The organism is Zhengella mangrovi (assembly GCF_002727065.1).
GTDB lineage: Bacteria > Pseudomonadota > Alphaproteobacteria > Rhizobiales > Rhizobiaceae > Zhengella > Zhengella mangrovi.
Genome location: NZ_PDVP01000002.1, coordinates 246,322 through 265,256, shown reverse-complemented (window position 1 = coordinate 265,256; position 18,935 = coordinate 246,322). Strand labels below are relative to the sequence as shown.

Sequence of the window (18,935 nt, the reverse complement as noted above, 5' to 3'; positions counted from 1 at the left end):
CCGGCCGGGCAGAAGGACGTCGCACGACCGGTAGGCCAGCGCGCCCGCCATGTCAAAGCCCGATAAAGCGCGCGGCCCGTTCCGGGTGACCGAACGCCCGGCGATTACGCCTGGCGATCGCCTTCCGGCGTTTCCCGCACCACGTGGATGGTCCGCGTCGGATAGGCGAACTGCACGCCGGTATCGCGCGCGAGATCGACGATGTCGCCGGTCAGGGCCGAGCGGGCGGCCACGAGATCCTCGTAGGCGGGCACCCGGAAGAAACAGCGGCACTCGACCTCGATCGCCGACGCCGAGAAATCCTTGAGCCCAACGTAGCAGTCCACGGGATCGATCTGCGGCTGGCGCAGGACGAGGTCGCGCAGCGCCTGGACGAACGTGTCGAGCCGCTCGCGCGGCGTGTCGTAGGTCAGGCTGATCGACAGGTCCACCCGCCGCCGCCGCCGCAGGCCCCAGTTGACGATGATCTGGTCGGAGAGCTGCGAGTTGGGGATGATCATGATCGTGTCGTCCAGCCGCTTCAGCCGTGTCGAGCGCAGGCCGACGGCTTCCACCGTGGCCAGATGGCCATGGGCCTCGATCAGGTCGCCGCGCTTGAAGGGATGGTCGGTCATCAGCAGGATGCCGCCGATCATGTTCGAGACCGTGTCCCGCGACGCGAAGGCCACGGCGATGCCGCCCACGCCCAGTCCGGCCAGGACGCCTTCGTAAGGCAGGTCCGCGGTGTCGGCCAGCAGCATCAGGCCGATCGCCAGGATGATCAGTTTCATGATCCCCACCGCCAGCGAGGTCACGATCTCGTCGGCGTAGCTCGTCGTCGCGAGCGCCCTGCGTTCGAAGATGGCCCCGACGGCGCCCGTGATCAGGTAGGCCATCCACGTCCCGCCGATGATCGCCCCGGCCGACGCGACCTGGTAGAGGAAGCGGAGATCGGTCTCGAGGATGCCGATACGGTCGATCCCGGCCGCCAGTGCCAGGCTGGCGACCGTCAGGCCGACGGCATGGACCAGGCTCGACTGTCCCGCCGTGAGCTGGGTTTCGCCGTTCTGGCGGCCGTGCAACTGCCAGTCGGTGAACCGGCTCGCCACGATGCCGGCGCCAGTGGCGATCAGCGCCAGCAGCACCAGCGCGATCCACTGCCAGTTTTCGAGCAGCAGGGCGCGGTGCAGCAGGGCCGGAGATGCCTCGCGCACGCGCTCGCGCAACACGAAGAAATGCGTCAGCGGCGGCTGTGGCGCCAGCCCCGGCGCGGGCGGCAGGTTCTGCATTGCCACGTAGAGGGATGGCAGGCGGCGCAGCGTCTCCGCGCTGAAGGCCCAGCGGTCGGGCTGGTCATCTGTCGATGGCTGCCGGGCGATGACGATGTTGCCCAGCGGATGCGTGTAGTGGACATAGGGCGTCGTCTGCCGGGGATTGTTGGGGATCTCCTGGTAGAAGACATAGCCGGCACGGTCGATGACCTGCTTCAGGTAGTCGGCAAGCACCGGTCCCTCGGCCGCGTGCAGACGCTTGGGAAGAAACGACAGGTCGAGGGTGGACAGGGCCTCGGCACGGCCGGGGCCGTCCCAGTCGTGAACGCCCGAGATGAAGCGTTGCATGACACCGCGGGGCGAATGCCGCGCCGCTTCCTTGGCGGCCGCGAAGCTTGGCCGCCCGAGCGCGGCCAGGAACCGGTCCCTGACCGCCGTCAGCCGCGTTTCGTCCTCTACCAGGAGCCGCCAGATTCCGTTTTCCTGGCGCACGAAGCGCAGGGTGTAGGACACGTCGGTGCCCTCCGGCGAGATCTGGAACCCGGCCTGGTCGCCGGCGGGCCGCGGCGGCGCATCGTAGAGCCGGAAGGTCGACAGTTCGATGATCTCCAGCAGAAGCGTGCGCCGGCGGTTATGGCCCCGGGTGTCGTCATTCTCGCCTTCGAAGGCCAGGAAGGATTGCGCGAACCGCAGCGCCTCGATCTTGCCGCCCACGAGATACTCGTTGAAGGCCGCGATCAGCGTCTTGAGCGTTTCGCGCGGGTTGTCCGCAGCATCCAGGTGGCGCGGCCTCGCCTGGCCGCCAGCCCTGCGCCCGTTCCAGTATTCCCCGGAATCGAAGCGGCCGGTAAACGTCTGCCCGTCGCCGGACAGGGCAAAGACGAACTGCCCGCTCGCGTCGTCGACGATCCATCTGCCCCGGAGCAGGTCGCCTTCCACCCGTCCTTCGATACGGCCGCCGCCCGGTTCGTAGGTGCCGGTCACCGTGTCGCCGTCCTGTTTCAGCATGACGACGGCGGCGCCTTCGCGCCAGAACGTCTCCCAGGTGCCGGCCCAGTTGCCCGCGTCGGCTGCCCGGGCACTGAATGCCAGGAGAAGCGGGAGAAGGAAACACAGGACGCCACCGGCCACGCGCCCGACGTCAGGGGCAGCAGGGCGTCGCCGCCGACCGTAATTCCCCCGGATGCTCCCTGCCGTGTTCGACGCCATCGCCAAACGCAACCCCCTGACTCCAACAACGATTTCGAAAAAAGCAAAATTCGATGCGAATGGACAGGAAAATCGGCATGGTTTCACCGGTTTCCGGAGGCCTGGCGCGTGTCACGCACCCGGGGCGCAAGGCCAGCGACACCCCGCGGTTAGCCCTGGAAGTGAACCGGCGCGGTTCAAAAAGGTGCCCGGCCTATACTTGTTTTGGCCGCCCATGAATCCGAGTAAAAAGTGTCGAAATAAAAGCAGAATGATGACCGCTGAAATTGTGAGAAATGAATACTTGGCGATTGGTTGCAAGTGTCATATAATAAACTTATTAGTGCATAATCGAAGCGTGCAACCAACGGATTGGAAGTCGGCCATGATCAGAGATATCTTGTTGAAATTGCTTGGTTCACGGGGTCCCGCAGAAGAGATGAATGTCCGTTTGTCTCGCCGTGGTTTCGTGCTTGGCGGGATGGCGGTGGCGGGTGCCGTTTGCGTCCCGTCCGCGTTCGACCGTGCTTATGCGGCCGTGGGTGGCCAGGACGGTGCGGCGAAGAAGCCCGCCGCTGGCGATGACGACGTTCTGCTGGCCCAGCGCCGTGATGGAAGGCGCCGCCGCGATGACGATGAGTTCGAAGGTGACGGCCGTGGCCGGGGCCGCCGCGATTTCGATCTGCAGGACGACGGGGACGACGAGGATTTCGATTTCCGCCGTGATCGTCGCTTCAGGCGTGAGCGTCTGGCGCGCCGCTGCCGCCGGGATCGCCGCTTCCGCCGCGAGAACAGGCGTCTCTGCCGCCGCGTCACGGAGCGCTTCGGCCGTGGTGAATGCGTCCAGATCGGTCCGCTGACCATTTGCGAATAAGGCTCTTCGGAGATGCGCGGCAGATGGTGCCGCGCGGACTCCGGTGGCTGCGGGATCGGAAACCGCCAGGGCCGGCGTCCTGGCGGTTTTCCTGTCAGAGGGCCACGATACCGGCTCGCTTGATCTCCTTGAGAACCACGTTCGTCTGGGCGCTGCGCACCGCCGGCAGCCGGAACAGGAAATCGTCGAGGAACCGGTTGTAGGCATCGATATCCGCACAGGCGACCCGCAGGTGATAGTCGGCCTCGCCCGTGGTCGCGTGGCATTCCTGGATTTCACGCCGCGCGGAAACCGCCTGGATGAAGGCACCGATCTCGTCTGGGTCGTGGCGCGACAGTTGCACATGCACGATCGCGTGGAACGAGAGGCCGACGCGTCTCGGCTGGATAACCGCGCCGTACCGTTCAATGACGCCGGCCTCTTCCAGCGCGCGCACCCGGCGCCAGCAGGCAGACGACGACATGCCGACCTTTTCGGCGAGTTCTGCATTGGTGAGACGGCTATCCTGCTGCAGGAGCATCAGTAGCCGCTTGTCCCGGTTGTCCAGTTCCATGCGGAAGACTGGACCATAGTTTTGGAAAAAATGAAATCCTGTTTCATGACGCGTTGCTTGCAGGCACTTTCTGGCACCGATTTCCGCTCTACTTGTGAGACGGTCTGTCGGAAAACCGAAAGGACCGGCAATCATGCTCCAGCATCGCGACCGGATCGGCGATTATCGCCTTGAAGACCGCTACGAGAAGACGGAGGGCCGCGTCTTTCTGACCGGCACGCAGGCACTCGCAAGGATCATGTTCGACCAGGCGCGCCGGGACCGCGCGGCCGGCCTCGATACGGCCGGCTTCATTTCCGGCTATCGCGGCTCGCCGCTGGGCGGGCTGGACCTGGAACTGTGGCGCAGCCGCAAGCGCCTCGAGCAGGACCGCATCCGGTTCATGCCCGCGGTCAACGAGGACCTCGGCGCCACCGCGGTGCTGGGCGCGCAGCAGGCGTCGCTCGATCCGGCCTGCGAGGTCGAGGGCGTCTTCTCCATGTGGTATGGCAAGGGCCCCGGGGTGGACCGCTCCGGTGATGCCCTGCGCCACGGCAATGCCTACGGGTCGGCGCCGAAGGGCGGCGTTCTCGTCGTCGCCGGCGATGATCATGGTTGTGTCTCGTCCTCTATGCCGCATCAGTCCGACGTCGCCTTCATGACCTGGTTCATGCCCACCCTGAACCCGGCCTCGGTGGCGGAATATCTCGCCTTCGGCGAATACGGCTTCGCCCTGTCGCGCTTTTCCGGCACGTGGGTTGGCTTCAAGGCCATCTCCGAAACCGTGGAGTCGGGCCGCTCGGTCGACCTTCCGGCAGACCGCCGCTTCGTGCTCCCGCCATTCGATTTGCCACCCGGCGGCCTCCACGTGCGCAATGGCGACCTCCCCAGCGTCGAGATCGAGACGCGGATCGGCCACAAGCTGCGGGCCGTCGAGGCCTTCGTCGAGGCCAATCCGATCGATCGTCACGTCTACGAGGTCGCCGACGCGCAGTTCGGCATCGTCACCACGGGCAAGGGTCATCTGGACCTGATGGAGGCTTTGCGCCTTCTCGGGCTTGGCGAGGCGAAGTGCCGACAACTCGGGATCGATATCTACAAGGTCGGCATGGTCTGGCCGTTGGCCCGGCGCGATGCACTCGATTTCGTGCGCGGCAAGCGCGAGGTCCTCGTCGTGGAGGAAAAGCGCGGGATCATCGAGAGCCAGTTCAAGGAGTATTTCTATGACTGGCCGGGCGACAAGCCGGAGAAAATGGTTGGCAAGCACGATGCGGCGGTCACCCGCGACCTCGTGCCCTGGACAGGGGAACTGACCCCGCTGTCCCTGGTGCCCATCGTTGCCGGGCGGCTCGACCGGTTTTTCCCCGGCGAGAACCTGCCTGAGAAGGCGCGCCGGCTTGCCGATCCGTCGCCAATCGTGGTCAACACGCCGGGGGCGACACGGACGCCCTATTTCTGTTCCGGTTGCCCGCACAACACCTCCACCCGCCTGCCGGAAGGCAGCCGCGCGGCGTCGGGCATCGGCTGCCACGTCATGGCGAGCTGGATGGACCGCAGCACCGACGGCTTTGCCCAGATGGGTGGCGAGGGCGTGCCGCTGGCCGTTCGCGGCCTGTTCAACGGCGGCAGGCACATGTTCCAGAACCTGGGCGAGGGGACCTGGTACCACTCCGGCTCGCTGGCCATCCGCCAGGCCGTCGCGGCAAGCGCCAACATCACCTACAAGATCCTCTACAACGACGCCGTCGCCATGACGGGCGGCCAGCCGGTGGACGGCCCGGTCAGCGTCGCCGGCATTGCCCAGACCTGCCGGGCGGAGGGCGTCGAGCGCATCGCCGTCGTCTCCGATGCCATAGGGAAGTTCCGGCACGCGGATTTTCCCGCCGGCACCACGTTTCACGATCGCGCCGATCTCGACCCGCTGCAGCGCGACCTGCGCCAGGTGAAGGGCGTCAGCGTGCTGATCTACGAACAGACCTGCGCCACCGAGAAGCGCCGCCGGCGCAAGCGCGGCACGCTGGAGGATCCGAAACGCTTCGCCTGGATCAATCCGCTCGTCTGCGAGGGTTGCGGCGACTGTTCGGTGGAAAGCAACTGCCTGTCGGTCGAGCCGCGCCAGACCGCCTTCGGGCGCAAGCGGAAGATCAACCTGTCCACCTGCAACAAGGATTTCTCCTGCCTGAACGGTTTCTGCCCGAGTTTCGTGACCGTGGAAGGCGCCGAACGCGCCGTCCGCGAAGACGGCAGGTTAGATGCCCTTGCGATGGCCGCCGGCCTTGCCATGCCCGACAGCGATCCGCTCGCCGATCCCTACGACCTGCTGGTGGCGGGCGTCGGCGGCACCGGGGTCGTCACTGTCGGCCAGCTCATCACCATGGCCGCGCATCTGGAGGGGCTGGGCGCCTCCGTGCTCGATTTCACCGGCTTTGCCCAGAAGTTCGGGACCGTTCTCAGCTATATCCGCCTTTCCGCCGATCCGACCGACCTTCACCAGGTGCGGACCGGGCAGGGGGCCGCGGACGCGGTGATCGCCTGCGACATCGTCGTCGCCTCCGCGCCCAAGGCGTCGCTGCACTACCGGGAAGGCAGCCGGGTCGCGCTCAACACCGCCGAGATGCCGACCGGCGACATCGTCCTGCGCCGCGACGCGGACCTTCGCGTCGGAGCGCGCGAAGCCGCCATTCGCGATGCCGTCGGTGCGGCCAACGTCGCCACGCTGGATGCCAATCGCATCGCCGAGACGCTGCTCGGCGACCAGGTCTTCGCCAACATCATCATGCTGGGCCATGCCTGGCAGGGCGGCCTGGTGCCGGTCGGACTCGCGGCGCTGGACCGGGCCATCGAGCTCAACGGCGTGCAGGTCGACAAGAACCGCCGGGCTTTCTCCATCGGACGGCTGATGGCCGCTGCGCCGGACAGGCTGGCGCCTTTCCTCGGCGAGGAGGAAGATGACACGCCGGACCTGGAGGCGCTGATCCGGGAGCGGTCCGGATTTCTCCGGGGCTACCAGGATGAGGCCTATGCTGCGCGCTATCGCGGCCGCATCGAGGCTTTCCGCGACGCCTTGCCGCCGTCCTTGCGCGAGGAACTGGCCGGAACGGCCGCCCGTGCCCTGTTCAAGCTCATGGCCTACAAGGACGAATACGAGGTCGCGCGGCTCCATACCGGGATGGGCTTCGACGACGAACTGGCCCGGACCTTCACCGGCGACTTCAAGGTCCGCTACCATCTCGCGCCGCCGCTTCTGCCACTCGGCAAGGATGCCCGCGGGCGGCCGCGCAAGCGCGCCTTCGGGCCCTGGATCCGTCCGGCTTTCAGGCTGCTCGCGCGCCTCAGGGGCCTGCGCGGAACCTGGGCCGATCCCTTCGGCTATACCGCCGAGCGCCGCCTCAACAGGAGCCTCGTCGGCTGGTACGGAACCGTGATGGACCGCGTGGCAGAACAGGCGGGCAGGGCCGGGCCTGCCGACCTTCAGGCCATCCTGGCCGCACCGCTCGACATGCGCGGCTTCGGCCCCGTCTGGGAAGCCGCCGTCCGCCGCGAGAAGGCACGCGCGGAGGACCTGCTAGGCAGCATCGCCGGGCATTGATGGCGTCGGGACATGACCGCTCTCCGCCGTCTGCGCCTGCCGGTGCACGAGGCCGAGGTCGGCCAGGATGGCGAACACGGCCGGCGAGACGAACAGCGCCAGCAGCGTCGCGCCGGTCAGGCCGAAGGCGAGACTGGCCACGATCGGGCGGAGCAGTTGCGCCTGCGTTGATTGCTCGAACAGCAGCGGCATCAGCCCGGCAATGGTCGTCAGCGACGTCAGGAAAATGGCGCGGAAGCGGTCGCGAACCGCCCGTGCGCCGGCTTCCCGGATGTCCTCGCCATCCTCGGCATGCGCCTTGATGAACTCGATCAGCAGGATGGAATCGTTGACGACGACGCCGACCAGCGTCGCCAGCCCGACGAGGCTCGGCATCGAAAGCTGCATGCCCAGCGCCATGTGCCCCCAGACGACGCCGATCACCGCCAGCGGGATGGCGGCCAGCACCGCCACCGGCTGCACGAAGCTGCGGAACTGGAAAGCCAGGATCAGGTAGACGCCGACGAGGCCGACGAGCAGGTTGCGGGCGAGCGACGCGCCGGTCTGTGCCGTGTCGCGTTCCTCGCCGACCACCACGACGCGCACGTCCGGCCGCGTTTCGGCGAGGCCGGGCAGGAAATCGGCCTTCATCGCGGCCATCAGCTCGCGCGCATTGGCGACGGCCGGGTTGATCGATCCGGTCACCGAGACCGTTCGCTCGCCGTTGACGCGGTTGATGCCGGCGAACCCGCGCCGCTCGGCGATGTCGGCGACGGCGGACAGGGGAACCAGCGTCCCGTTGGTTCCCGCCACCCGGATGCGCCCGATATCGGTCGCGTCCGAGCGGTCGGGCGCGTTGAGCCGCGCCACGATGTTGACCTTGCCGAGGCTGTCCTGGATCGACAGGCCGGTGTCGCCATGGAAAGCCGCGCGCAACTGCGTCGCCACGCCCTGCGCCGTCACGCCCAGCGCCGTGGCGGCCGCCGGCAGCAGCGTGATGACATACTCGCGCTTGCCGGGCCTCAGGTCGGCCGTGACGTCGCGCACGCCGGCAAAGCCGCGGAAGAACTGCCGCAGCTCCTGCGCCGTCTGTTCGAGATCCTGGAGATCCGGCCCCTGGAGGCGGATGTCGATCGGCTTGCCGCCGACGCCGCGTTCGCGGTCGGTGAAGCGCAGTGCCGCCATGTCGGGCATCGGCCCGGTCAGCTGTTTCCACCGGTCGAGGATGGCGGTCACTTCCGTCGTGCGCGTGCCGGCCGGCAGCAGCGCTGCCGAGACGGTCGCCACGTGCGCGCCGGTTTCGGGAACGTCGGTGTTGGAACCGTAGGAAACCGTGAGCGTACGCACCAGCGCCTGCCCCTCCGGCTGCTTCGGGGTTTCCTCCGCATCGAGCGTTTTCAGCGCATCGACGATCCGCTCGACGCGCGCCTGCGTCAGCGCGAGCGGCGCGCCCGGCGCCAGCAGCAGCCGCGCCTCGACCGTGTCGCTCTCCAGCGTCGGAAAGCTCTGGAACTTGAGGAAGCCGCCGGAAAGGGGCGCGACCGAGAGCAGGATCAGGAACAGGGCGAGACCGAGCGTCAGGTAGCGAAAGCGCAGCGCCAGCCGGGCGAGCGGCACGATTGCCCGGTCGCGCACGGCCTCGAACCCTGCCGTCACCGCCCGGCTGATCCGCCCGGGCGTGGTGTCGCCGCGCAGCGAATGGTGCAGGTGGTGCGGGAGCACGAGGAAGGCCTCGAAAAGGCTGATGATCAGCGTGATGACGAGGACAATGGGCAGGAACTTCAGCACCGCGCCGATGTTGCCCGCCAGGAACCCCAGCGGCCCCACCACCATGGCGGTGGTCAGGAACGAGGCGAAAACCCCCGGCGCCACCTGCTTCGCGCCGTTCACCGCGGCTTCCATCGCGCCTTCGCCGGCCTGGCGCCGCCGGACGATGTTTTCCGAAATCACGATGGAATCGTCCATCAGCAGGCCGATGGCGACCAGCAGCGCGACCATGGTGATCATGTTGATCGTCAGCCCCATCAGCTGCATCACGAAAATGGTCCCGAGGAAGGAGACCGGCAGCCCGAGCGCGACCCAGAAGGAAAAGCGGAATCCAAAGAAGAGCCACATGACCAGCAGCACGAGCAGCAGGCCCTGGACACCATTGGTGCCGATGATCCGCAGCCGTTCGCGGATATTCGAGGTGCTGTCCTGGGCGATCGTCAGGTCGACGCCCCGCGGCAGGCCCGCCTCGGCCTTTGCGAGTTCCGTCTTCAGCGCCGCCATGACGCGCAGCGCATCCTCGCTGGCCGTTTTGGTGACGTTGATGAGTGCAGCTCGCTTGCCGTTGACCAGCGTTGCGATCGACGGATCGGAGAACCGTTCGCGAATGGTCGCGACCTCGCCCAGCAGAACCTCTCCGCCGAGCGCCGAACCGGTCACGGGAACGGTTGCGAACTCGGCCGGCGTCCGCCGTTCGCCGGAAAAGCGGATCAGGGCGTCGCCCCGCTCGCCCTCGATCGTGCCGGCGGGAAGGTCGAGGCTGCTGCGGCCGAGCGCCTTGCCGACGTCGTCGATGGTCAGGCCGTGGCGTTCGAGGTTGCCCGCGTCGATCCCGATGGCGATTTCGCGGTCCGAGAACCCGGCGACCGTGGCCTGGGAGATGCCGCGATTGCGCTTGAAGCCCTCCGCCAGGCGGTCGGCCAGCGCCAGCAGGACCGCCGGATCCTCTGGTCCCGATACGGCGATCGTGGCCACCGCCGATACGCGCTCGACGATCCGGGTCACCGGCGCCTCGGCCTTTTCCGGCAATCCCGTCACCGTTTCGACGGCCGCCTTCACGTCATCGGCGAACCGGCCCATGTCCGCGCCTTCGGTGATCTCGGCGGTCACGACCGCCAGGTTGTCACGGGCAAGGCACTGCAGCTCGTCCAGGTTTTCGACCGCCCGCAGCGGATCTTCCACCACCATGCAGATGCCCCGCTCCACGTCCGCCGTCGACGCGCCGGGATAGGCGATGCGCACCTCCACGACGGAAGCGGGAATGACCGGGAAGGTGTCGCGCTGAAGCAGGGGCAGGGCGACCAGGCCCAGCCCCATCAGCGCGAGCATGAGGATGTTGGCGGCCGTCGGGTGCCGCGCGAAAAGCGCGATCATGGACGCCCCTCCGAACCGCCGGCAATGGCCGCGACATGGGCCTTCACTGCGTCGTCCTCGACCGGCCGGACCGCCATGCCGGGCACGACGATGGCCGGATCGGTGACGACGATGCGGTCACCCGCCGAAAGACCGTCGGAAACGATGGCGATGTCCTCGATGGTAAAGGCCGGTTCGATGTCCTTCGCGGCAAGCGTGTTCTGGGCGGTCACGACAAGGACCTTGCCGTCCTGGATAGCCTGCGCCGGAATGACGAAACTTGTCATTGCCGGCGCCGACAGCTCGACCTCGACGAACATGTTGCGGCGCAGCGGCGGCCGGATCCCCGGTTGCGCCTTGCCCTGGGGATCGTCGATGCGCACGACGATCTGCGCGCTCTGCGTCCGGGCATCCATGGATTCGGCAACCCGTGCCACCTCGGCCTTCCATTCCGCCACGTGGCCCGGCACCGGCAGGCGGACCAACGCGTTGAGCTGCATGGCCGAGCCGCCTTCGCTCATCGACCGGATGATCGGTCCCATCCGGCCGATCGGGAACTGCGCCGCGATTTCGGCGGCCTCCGTTCCGTCGCCGGCCAGCAGCGTGGCGCCGCGCGTGACGACCTGGCCGATCTCTGCGCTCACCGTACCGATACGGAGGTCGTAGGGCGCCTTGATGGTCGTGAAGTCCAGGTTGCGCTCGGCAATGGCGCGCTGCGCGGTCAGGACGCTGCGTTCCGCCTTGTTGAGCGCCAGCTGGTTCTCGATTTCGGTGGTCTTGGCCCGCGCGGAAAGGACGGCGCGCCGGGCCTGGTCCAGCGCCGCCTTGGTCGCCACGCCCTGGTCGCGCAACGCCGTCTGCCGGTCCAGGTCGGCCTGGCTCAGGTCCAGGTCGGAGCGGCTGATGCCGAGGCTGGCATTCAGCGTCTCGTCCTTCACGTCGAGCGCGGCCAGTTGCGCGTCGGTCTGGGCCAGCGACAGCCGCAGGTCCGTGTCATCGATCTTCAGCAGGAGCGTGCCGGCGGGCGCCATGTTGCCATTGGCCAGAAGCGGAGATGTTTCCGTCACTTCGCCGTCGATCCGGGCGATGGCGCGCCATTCGCGGGCCGGCATCACCGTGCCGTAGCCGGTCACGCGCGGAAGCACGGTCTGCGGTTCCAGCGTGATCACCCGGACCGGCGTTGCCGGCTGTTCCTTTTCCTTGCCGGCCGGTGCCTGGGCAAGCGCGCCGGAAAAGACGATGGCCAGGATCCCGAGCCCCGCCGGAACGAGAACCGCGAGAAGGCGCAGAAGGACGGTCGAAAGCTGTTTCATTCGGGCGGTTCCGGTTGGTTTCAGCGCAGAGTACGGGCACCGGGATTTTTTGAGAACGGGGCGCGGCCAGAAAATTCAAGAAAGCGAATATTTCCAACGAAATCAGGCGTGGCGGAAGGCAGGATTTGGGGGTCTTGGGCACACCCGGGGATTGAAGTCAGCTCATGATTCGGCTCGCGAAACGGAAAAAAATCTTTGCATGGAGCAATCTGCGCGAAAGCGCTTCGTCTTTTTGCATTGCAAGTTGAACCGTTGCAAGAACTTGCAATGCGGCGGTGCAAGCCCGTTTGCGACACGCTCACCGGCAATGTATTGCGGGCATGACTATATTATGCGGAATAAAAAAATAAATAACGATCTGATGTTTGGAAATCAAAATTCGTATTGATTGGCCTTCCTTGTATCGATTGAAGCTTTGCAAAGTATAATATAATTTCGCCTGTCGGCCTATTTTGCAATGCAAAATCGATGCCATGGCGGATTCCGGTGCCGTCTTATAGTGCTGGACTGGACGTTTGTTCTCTCGCATGCTTCGATCAGGCCAGCACAAATTCAGGCCATGGAACAGGATATGTCGTGGTTTGGATAGTTTGAGCGTGCGTCATGTGGCTGCATGTGTGGCTGCCAATGGGAACAAAAGGAGGAACCATGTCAAAAGGATCCGATCAGCAACTTATTGACCGTATCGCGCAGGAAGCGCGCCTGGGCCGTGTGTCCCGGCGTGAGTTCATGTCCTGGACGATGGCTGCCGGCTTGACCGCGTCGACGGCGAGCGGGCTCTGGACAACGAAGGCGCATGCCGAGACGCCGAAGCGCGGCGGGACGTTCCGCTGGGGCGTTCACGACGGCAACACGTCCGATACCCACGATCCTGGCACCTATGTTACGCGCCAGATGATTTTCCTTGCGCATCAGTATCGTAGCTATCTGACGATGATCAATCCGGACAACTCGCTCGGACCGGATCTCGCCACCGAGTGGAGCGCCAGCCCGGACGCCACCGAGTGGACCTTCAAGCTGCACGAGAAGGCGACCTTCGGGAAGAGCGGCAACAATGTGAAGGCCAAGGACGTGGTTGCCTCGCTCAACCATCACCGCGGCGAGAAGACGACCTCGGCCGCCAAGGCGCTGCTGACCGACGTGACCGACGTCAAGGCCGACGGCGACTACACCGTCGTCATCTCGCTGGCGCGCGGCATCGCAGATCTGCCCTGGCTGATGACCGACTACCACCTGGCCATCTGCCCGGCCAATGACGACGGCACGATCGACTGGAAGTCCGGCGACGGCTGCGGCCCCTACAAGATCGACAGCGGCCAGTTCGGTGTCAGCTGGGCACTGAGCCGCAACGACGGCTGGCACGGCGAGGGCGCCTATTTCGACAAGGTCGAGATGATCGTCCTCAACGACCCGAACGCCCGCCAGACCGCGCTCGTCACCGGCGACGTCGACTGTATCTCGCTGGTCGAGCTGAAGACGCTCAGCCTGCTGGAGCGCAACCCGAACATCAAGGTCGACAACGTGCCGTCCGGCGCGGCCATCACCATGCCGATGTTCTGCGACACCGCGCCCTTCGACAACGTCGACGTGCGCACCGCGCTCAAGCTGGCCATGGACCGCGACGAGATCGTCGAGAAGATCGCCTTCGGTGCGGCCACCAAGGGCAACGACTTCCACCTGTCGCCGGTCCAGCCGTACTGGCCCGATGACATCCCGCAGCACGAGTACGACCCGGACAAGGCCAAGTCGCTCCTCAAGAAGGCGGGCGCGGAAAACCTCTCCGTCAGCCTTTCGACCGCCGACAGCGTCTTCTCCGGCGCGGTGGACATGTGCGTCCTCTATGCCGAGCAGGCCAAGAAGGCTGGCATCAACATCAAGGTCGTGCGCGAGCCGAACGACGGGTACTACTCCGATGTCTGGCTGAAGAAGCCCTTCACGGCCGTCTCCTGGGGCGCCCGTCCGACGCCGGACGTCATGTTCACGCTGGCCTACAGCAAGGACGCCGCCTGGAACGAGAGCCACTGGAAGAACCCGAAGTTCAACGAGTTGCTTCTCCAGGCCAAGTCCGAGCTCGACGACGCCAAGCGTGCCGAGATGTACCGCGAGATGTGCCTGCTGATGCACGACGATGGCGGGACGATCATCCCGTTCTTCAACAACTTCGTCTATGCACGCCGCTCCAACGTCATGCACGGCGAGAGTGTCGCCGCCAGCTGGGCCTGCGACGGCGCCCGTGCGCCGAGCCGCTGGTGGTTCAATTCCTGATGCTGATCGCGGGGGCCGACAGGCCCCCGCGGATTTGCCGAACAGCCCTGGCCGTGCACCCGGCCGGGGCCTCCCGCAGGTGCCGGCTGGTCTTCATGCCGCCAGCGCTGAAAAATGGGCAGCGTCCAAGCCGCCCGAACAACAAAGGGACACTCGGTCATGGGGGACATCGTTTCATTGGTAACCAAGCGTCTGGCACTTGGCCTGCTGACGCTCTTCGTGGTTTCCATCCTCATATTCTTTGCCGTCGAACTGCTGCCGGGCGATATCGCCGAAGCCGTGCTCGGTCAGAGCGCGACCCCGGAAACGGTCGCGGCGCTGCGCGAGCAGATGGGGCTCAACCAGCCCGCCGTCATTCGCTACCTGCACTGGCTCGCCGGCGCCGTGACGGGTGACTTCGGCACCTCGCTGGTTTCCGGCGAACGGGTCAGCGCGGCCATTGGCCCGCGTTTCCTGAACACGCTCTTCCTGGCCACCTACGCGGCGGTCATCGCGGTTCCCTTCGCCATCATCCTCGGTGTCATCGTCGCCCTGTGGCGCAACACGGCCTTCGACCGTGTCGCCAACGTGCTGACGCTGACCTCCATCTCGTCGCCGGAATTCTTCCTCGGCTACGTCCTCATCCTCTACCTCGCCGTGCGCACGAACGCCTTTCCGGCCATCGCCAGCCTGCAGCCAGGGATGAGTTTCATCGAGATCCTGCACCGGACGTTCCTGCCGGCGCTGACACTGGTTCTCGTGGTCACGGCGCACATGATGCGCATGACACGGGCCGCGATCATCAACCTCCTGTCCTCGCCATACATCGAAATGGCACGCCTCAAGGGGGCGCCGGCCTGGAAGGTCATCACGCACCATGCGCTGCCGAACGCCTGGGCACCGATCATCAACGTCGTGGCGCTGAACCTGGCCTACCTCATAACCGGCGTCGTGCTGGTCGAGGTCGTCTTCGTCTACCCCGGCGTCGGGCAGCTGCTCGTCGATGCGGTCTCCAAGCGTGACTTCCCGGTCGTCCAGGCCTGCTGCCTGATCTTCGCTGCGACCTTCATCCTGTTGAACCTTCTGGCCGATGTCGGGGCGATCCTGACCAATCCGCGCCTCAGGCATCCGAAGTAAGGGGGCAGCCATGAGTGTCTTTGTCGTCGGCTATTACAGCCTCCTCATCGCCGCCTCGTGCCTGGCGGCCTACTACAAGCGCCGCGAGCCGTTCCTGATCATTTTCGGACTGACGCTGATTTCCATCATCGTTGGCATCATTGGCGGGATCGGGGCGCTCAAGGCCATCACCACGGTCGTGGCGCTGCTCGCGCTGGCAGCCGGGATGTCCTACGCGTTCAAGGAATTCCTGGTCACCATCACCCCGGAACGCTGGGCCAAGGAGTTGCGCACCGCGCCGCTGACCGCCAGCTTCGGCATGTTTGTCATCTTCATCTATGCGATCGCCGGCATCTTCGCGCCGGTCATCGCGCCGCACGGCGAAGCCGAGGTCATTGCCTCGTCCTTCGCGCCGCCGGACCAGAACATGCTGCTCGGGGCCGACCAGCTCGGTCGCGACATGTTCAGCCGCATCATCTACGGTGCGCGCAACTCCGTCGGTCTCGCGCTCGTCGCCACAGCCCTGGCCTTCTTCATGGGCGCGCTCGCCGGCCTCCTGGCGGCCACCCGTGGCGGCTGGTTCGACCAGGTGATGGGCCGTGCCGCCGACATTGTCATGTCGGTTCCCTCGCTGATTTTCGCGCTGCTGATGCTGTCGATCTTCGGCACCAACCTGATCGTCATCGTCATCGTCGTCGGCGTGATCTACTCGCCGCGCGTCTTCCGCCTCACCCGGGCGGTTGCCGGCAACGTCGTCGTCATGGACTATATCGAGGCGGCAAAGCTTCGCGGCGAGGGCAACTGGTACCTGATCCGCAAGGAGATCCTGCCGAATTCCACCGCACCGCTGATTGCCGAGTTCGGCCTGGAGTTCTGCTTCGTCTTCCTGCTGATCGCCGGCCTGTCCTTCCTCGGTCTCGGCATCCAGCCACCGACCGCCGACTGGGGCTCCATGGTGCGCGAGAATGCCACCCTGATCTCGTTCGGCGAGATCACGCCGCTCATCCCGGCCGCGGCCATCGCGCTTCTCACCGTCGCGGTGAACTTCGTGGTCGACTGGATGCTCTACCGCTCCTCCGGCTTGAAGGAATGATCCCATGGCAACCAACAAGAAAAAAGACGTCCTTCTCAAGATCCAGGATCTTCGCATCGAGGCCTATGCGGACGAGAAATGGTTCGAGATCGTCCACGGCGTGGACCTCACGCTCCATCGCGGCGAGGTTCTCGGCCTGATCGGCGAGTCCGGCGCCGGCAAGTCCACCATCGGGCTTGCCGCCATGGGCTTTGCCCGCGATGGCTGCCGGATTTCCGGCGGCTCCATCGAGTTCGACGGCATGGAACTGACGACGACGCCGCAATCGGCGCTCCGCGCGCTGCGCGGGTCGCGCATTGCCTACGTTGCACAGTCGGCCGCGGCGTCGTTCAACCCGGCGCACAAGATCATCGACCAGCACACCGAGGCGCCGCTGCACTATCGCATCCAGAAGCGCGTGGAAGCGCAGGAGGATGCGATGGAGCTCTACGAGCGCCTTCGCCTGCCGAACCCGCAGGAGATCGGTTTCCGCTACCCGCACCAGGTGTCGGGCGGCCAGCTCCAGCGTGCCATGACCGCCATGGCCATGGCCTGCCGACCGGACCTGATCATTTTCGACGAGCCGACGACGGCGCTCGACGTCACCACCCAGATCGAGGTGCTGGCGGCGATCCGCGATATCGTCGACCAGTTCAACACGGCCGCCATCTACATCACCCACGACCTGGCGGTCGTCGCCCAGATGGCCGACACGATCAAGGTGCTGCTGAAGGGCGAGGAAGTCGAGGAAGCGCCGACCGCGCAGATGCTGGAAAACCCGAAGGAGGACTACACCAAGAGCCTCTGGGCGGTTCGCAGCTTCCAGCGTGACCAGAAACCGCGCCCGACCGACCCGAATGTCAAGCCGGTCGTCTCGGTCAAGAACGTCGACGCCGCCTATGGCGACACCAAGGTGCTCGACGACGTGTCCTTCGATATTTACGAGGGCATGACGGTCGCGGTCGTGGGCGAATCCGGGTCCGGCAAGTCCACGACGGCACGCTGCATCACCGGCCTTCTGCCACCCCTGAAGGGCGAGATCCTGTTCAAGGGCGAGAAGCTTCCGCCGAGCTACAAGGACCGCTCCAAGGACCAGTTGCGCCAGTGCCAGATGATCTACCAGATGGCGGATACGGCGTTGAACCCCAAGGTGCGGATCAGCGAGATCATCGGCCGGCCGGCCCAGTTCTACATGGGCTTGCAGGGCGGCGAGCTGAAAAGCCGGGTCGACGAGCTTCTCGACCTGATCGAGCTGGAGCCGTCGAAATACTACAACCGCTACCCGACCGAACTGTCGGGCGGCCAGAAGCAGCGCATCGGCATAGCCCGGGCCCTGGCGGCCGAGCCGTCCTTCATCATCTGCGACGAGGTGACCAGCGCGCTCGACCAGCTCGTGGCCGAGGGCATCCTGAAGCTGCTCGACAAGCTCCAGCGGGAACTGAACCTGTCCTACATGTTCATCACGCACGACCTGGCGACCGTCCGTTCGATTGCCGATGAGGTCGTCGTCATGCAGCACGGCAAGGTCGTGGAGCAGGGGCCCAAGGACGTCATGTTCACACCGCCGCACCATCCCTACACCGACCTCCTGTTGTCTTCAGTGCCGGAAATGGATCCGAACTGGCTTTCCACGCTGCTGGAAGAGCGCGGCGTCGACAACATCGGCGAAGCAGCCGAAATCTGACGGCGGGATTGGCAAAAGAGACGGGGGGCGGCGCGCACAGGCGGGCCGCCCTTTTTGCATGGCCGGGCCCCGCAATTCGCTTCTTGCTGGCCGCGAAAACAAGGGCAGGCGCAGCAGCCCGCACCCGTTGGACAACGGCAGATCCGGTGCCACATCCGGAACTGCGTGAAGATTGGGTGCCAGCGCCTTGGGGCGACTCGCGAATCCGCGGATGCGCCAAATCACGTCGGGTCGGGGGAGTGGTCAGCCGAAAGGCTGCCGATATCCGCAGGACGCGGCCGGCGCGGCGACGAATCGCGCGCCAAAATCGTCGTGTCATGACCATGCCATGGCAGGGGAAAGAACCTGTCGGGGAAGGCCATGCCGATCGATTGGCTTTCGTGGACCACGAAAACGCGAACGAACGTCGCTACCCTTTCCCGCAAATGGCGGAAAGTGCCGGGAAGGTCGGATGTGTCTGTTGAATGAACGGCCGATGCCAGCTGGAGCTGCGCCGCGCGGCTACGCAGCGCGCCCCGCTGAACGCATCACGTCATGGACATGCCGGTCAGAACCATCGTGGCGATGATCGCCACGTAAATACCGGCCAGGGCATGCCATGTCGCTGCGCGTGTGCTGATTTCACGGATCCACTGGTCCCGGTTCATGACTGCACCTGTTCGGCTCAAGGAGTTTCGCGCCCGGGTGCTGTTGCATCCGGACGCCGCTTGTTGTCCTCATATGGCATGTCCGATTGTGCATTGCGATACCAAATGCGTCATCGCATGTTCAATTTGTGCCGCCGATAAGACAGAATTGGTGATGATCCTGTTTTCCCGGGCTCAAGGCGATGCTGCGGGGGCCATTTTCGCCACGCGCCGGTGCAGGAATTGCGACCTTAGGCCATCCGGGGTCTTGTTAGTTACAAAAATGACTGTCACATACGCAACCAATGAGACGGCGGCCTGAGCCGCTGCGGACAGCAACGTAGATGA

Annotated in this window: 10 protein-coding genes; 6 read left to right on the top strand and 4 right to left on the bottom strand. The window is 65.5% G+C overall.

Going from position 1 to position 18,935, the window contains the following annotated elements:
- Positions 1-104 precede the first annotated feature (104 nt).
- Positions 105-2,381 carry a mechanosensitive ion channel family protein gene (locus CSC94_RS05105; protein WP_114647847.1) on the bottom strand — a complete coding sequence of 759 codons (2,277 nt, stop codon included), beginning with the start codon at positions 2,379-2,381 and terminating at the stop codon, positions 105-107.
- A 442-nt stretch (positions 2,382-2,823) separates the two neighbouring features.
- Here CSC94_RS05105 and CSC94_RS05100 point away from each other — a divergent pair, with 442 nt between their 5' ends.
- Positions 2,824-3,312 (top strand): hypothetical protein, encoded by a 489-nt coding sequence (locus tag CSC94_RS05100; protein ID WP_133122822.1) that lies wholly within the window; start codon positions 2,824-2,826, stop codon positions 3,310-3,312.
- Positions 3,313-3,406: 94 nt separating this feature from the next.
- On the opposite strand, the gene CSC94_RS05095 is transcribed toward CSC94_RS05100, so the two are convergent.
- Positions 3,407-3,865 carry an Lrp/AsnC family transcriptional regulator gene (locus tag CSC94_RS05095; protein ID WP_099304450.1) on the bottom strand — a complete coding sequence of 153 codons (459 nt, stop codon included), beginning with the start codon at positions 3,863-3,865 and terminating at the stop codon, positions 3,407-3,409.
- 133 nt (positions 3,866-3,998) lie between these two features.
- Between CSC94_RS05095 and CSC94_RS05090 the strand changes: the two genes are divergently transcribed.
- Positions 3,999-7,433 carry an indolepyruvate ferredoxin oxidoreductase family protein gene (locus CSC94_RS05090; RefSeq protein ID WP_099304448.1) on the top strand — a complete coding sequence of 1,145 codons (3,435 nt, stop codon included), beginning with the start codon at positions 3,999-4,001 and terminating at the stop codon, positions 7,431-7,433.
- Here the strand turns inward: CSC94_RS05090 and CSC94_RS05085 are convergent.
- Together CSC94_RS05085 and CSC94_RS05080 are read right to left on the bottom strand one after the other, a co-directional pair.
- Positions 7,410-10,553, bottom strand: a complete 3,144-nt coding sequence (locus CSC94_RS05085; protein WP_099304446.1) for an efflux RND transporter permease subunit — start codon at positions 10,551-10,553, stop codon at positions 7,410-7,412. The two genes, CSC94_RS05090 and CSC94_RS05085, sit on opposite strands and share 24 nt — an antisense overlap.
- Positions 10,550-11,845: an efflux RND transporter periplasmic adaptor subunit gene (locus tag CSC94_RS05080; RefSeq protein WP_099304444.1), complete on the bottom strand. Its 1,296-nt coding sequence runs from the start codon at positions 11,843-11,845 to the stop codon at positions 10,550-10,552. Before CSC94_RS05080 ends, CSC94_RS05085 begins: the two co-directional genes overlap by 4 nt.
- Positions 11,846-12,493: 648 nt before the next feature.
- On the opposite strand from CSC94_RS05080, the gene CSC94_RS05075 reads away from it, so the two are divergent.
- From CSC94_RS05075 to CSC94_RS05060, 4 genes are all read left to right on the top strand, one after another.
- Positions 12,494-14,110 carry an ABC transporter substrate-binding protein gene (locus CSC94_RS05075; protein WP_099304442.1) on the top strand — a complete coding sequence of 539 codons (1,617 nt, stop codon included), beginning with the start codon at positions 12,494-12,496 and terminating at the stop codon, positions 14,108-14,110.
- A gap of 159 nt (positions 14,111-14,269) precedes the next feature.
- Positions 14,270-15,226 (top strand): ABC transporter permease, encoded by a 957-nt coding sequence (locus CSC94_RS05070; RefSeq protein ID WP_099304440.1) that lies wholly within the window; start codon positions 14,270-14,272, stop codon positions 15,224-15,226.
- Between the two features lie 10 nt (positions 15,227-15,236).
- Positions 15,237-16,298, top strand: a complete 1,062-nt coding sequence (locus CSC94_RS05065; protein ID WP_099304438.1) for an ABC transporter permease — start codon at positions 15,237-15,239, stop codon at positions 16,296-16,298.
- A 4-nt stretch (positions 16,299-16,302) separates the two neighbouring features.
- Positions 16,303-17,961 carry an ABC transporter ATP-binding protein gene (locus CSC94_RS05060; RefSeq protein WP_099304436.1) on the top strand — a complete coding sequence of 553 codons (1,659 nt, stop codon included), beginning with the start codon at positions 16,303-16,305 and terminating at the stop codon, positions 17,959-17,961.
- Positions 17,962-18,935 lie beyond the last annotated feature (974 nt).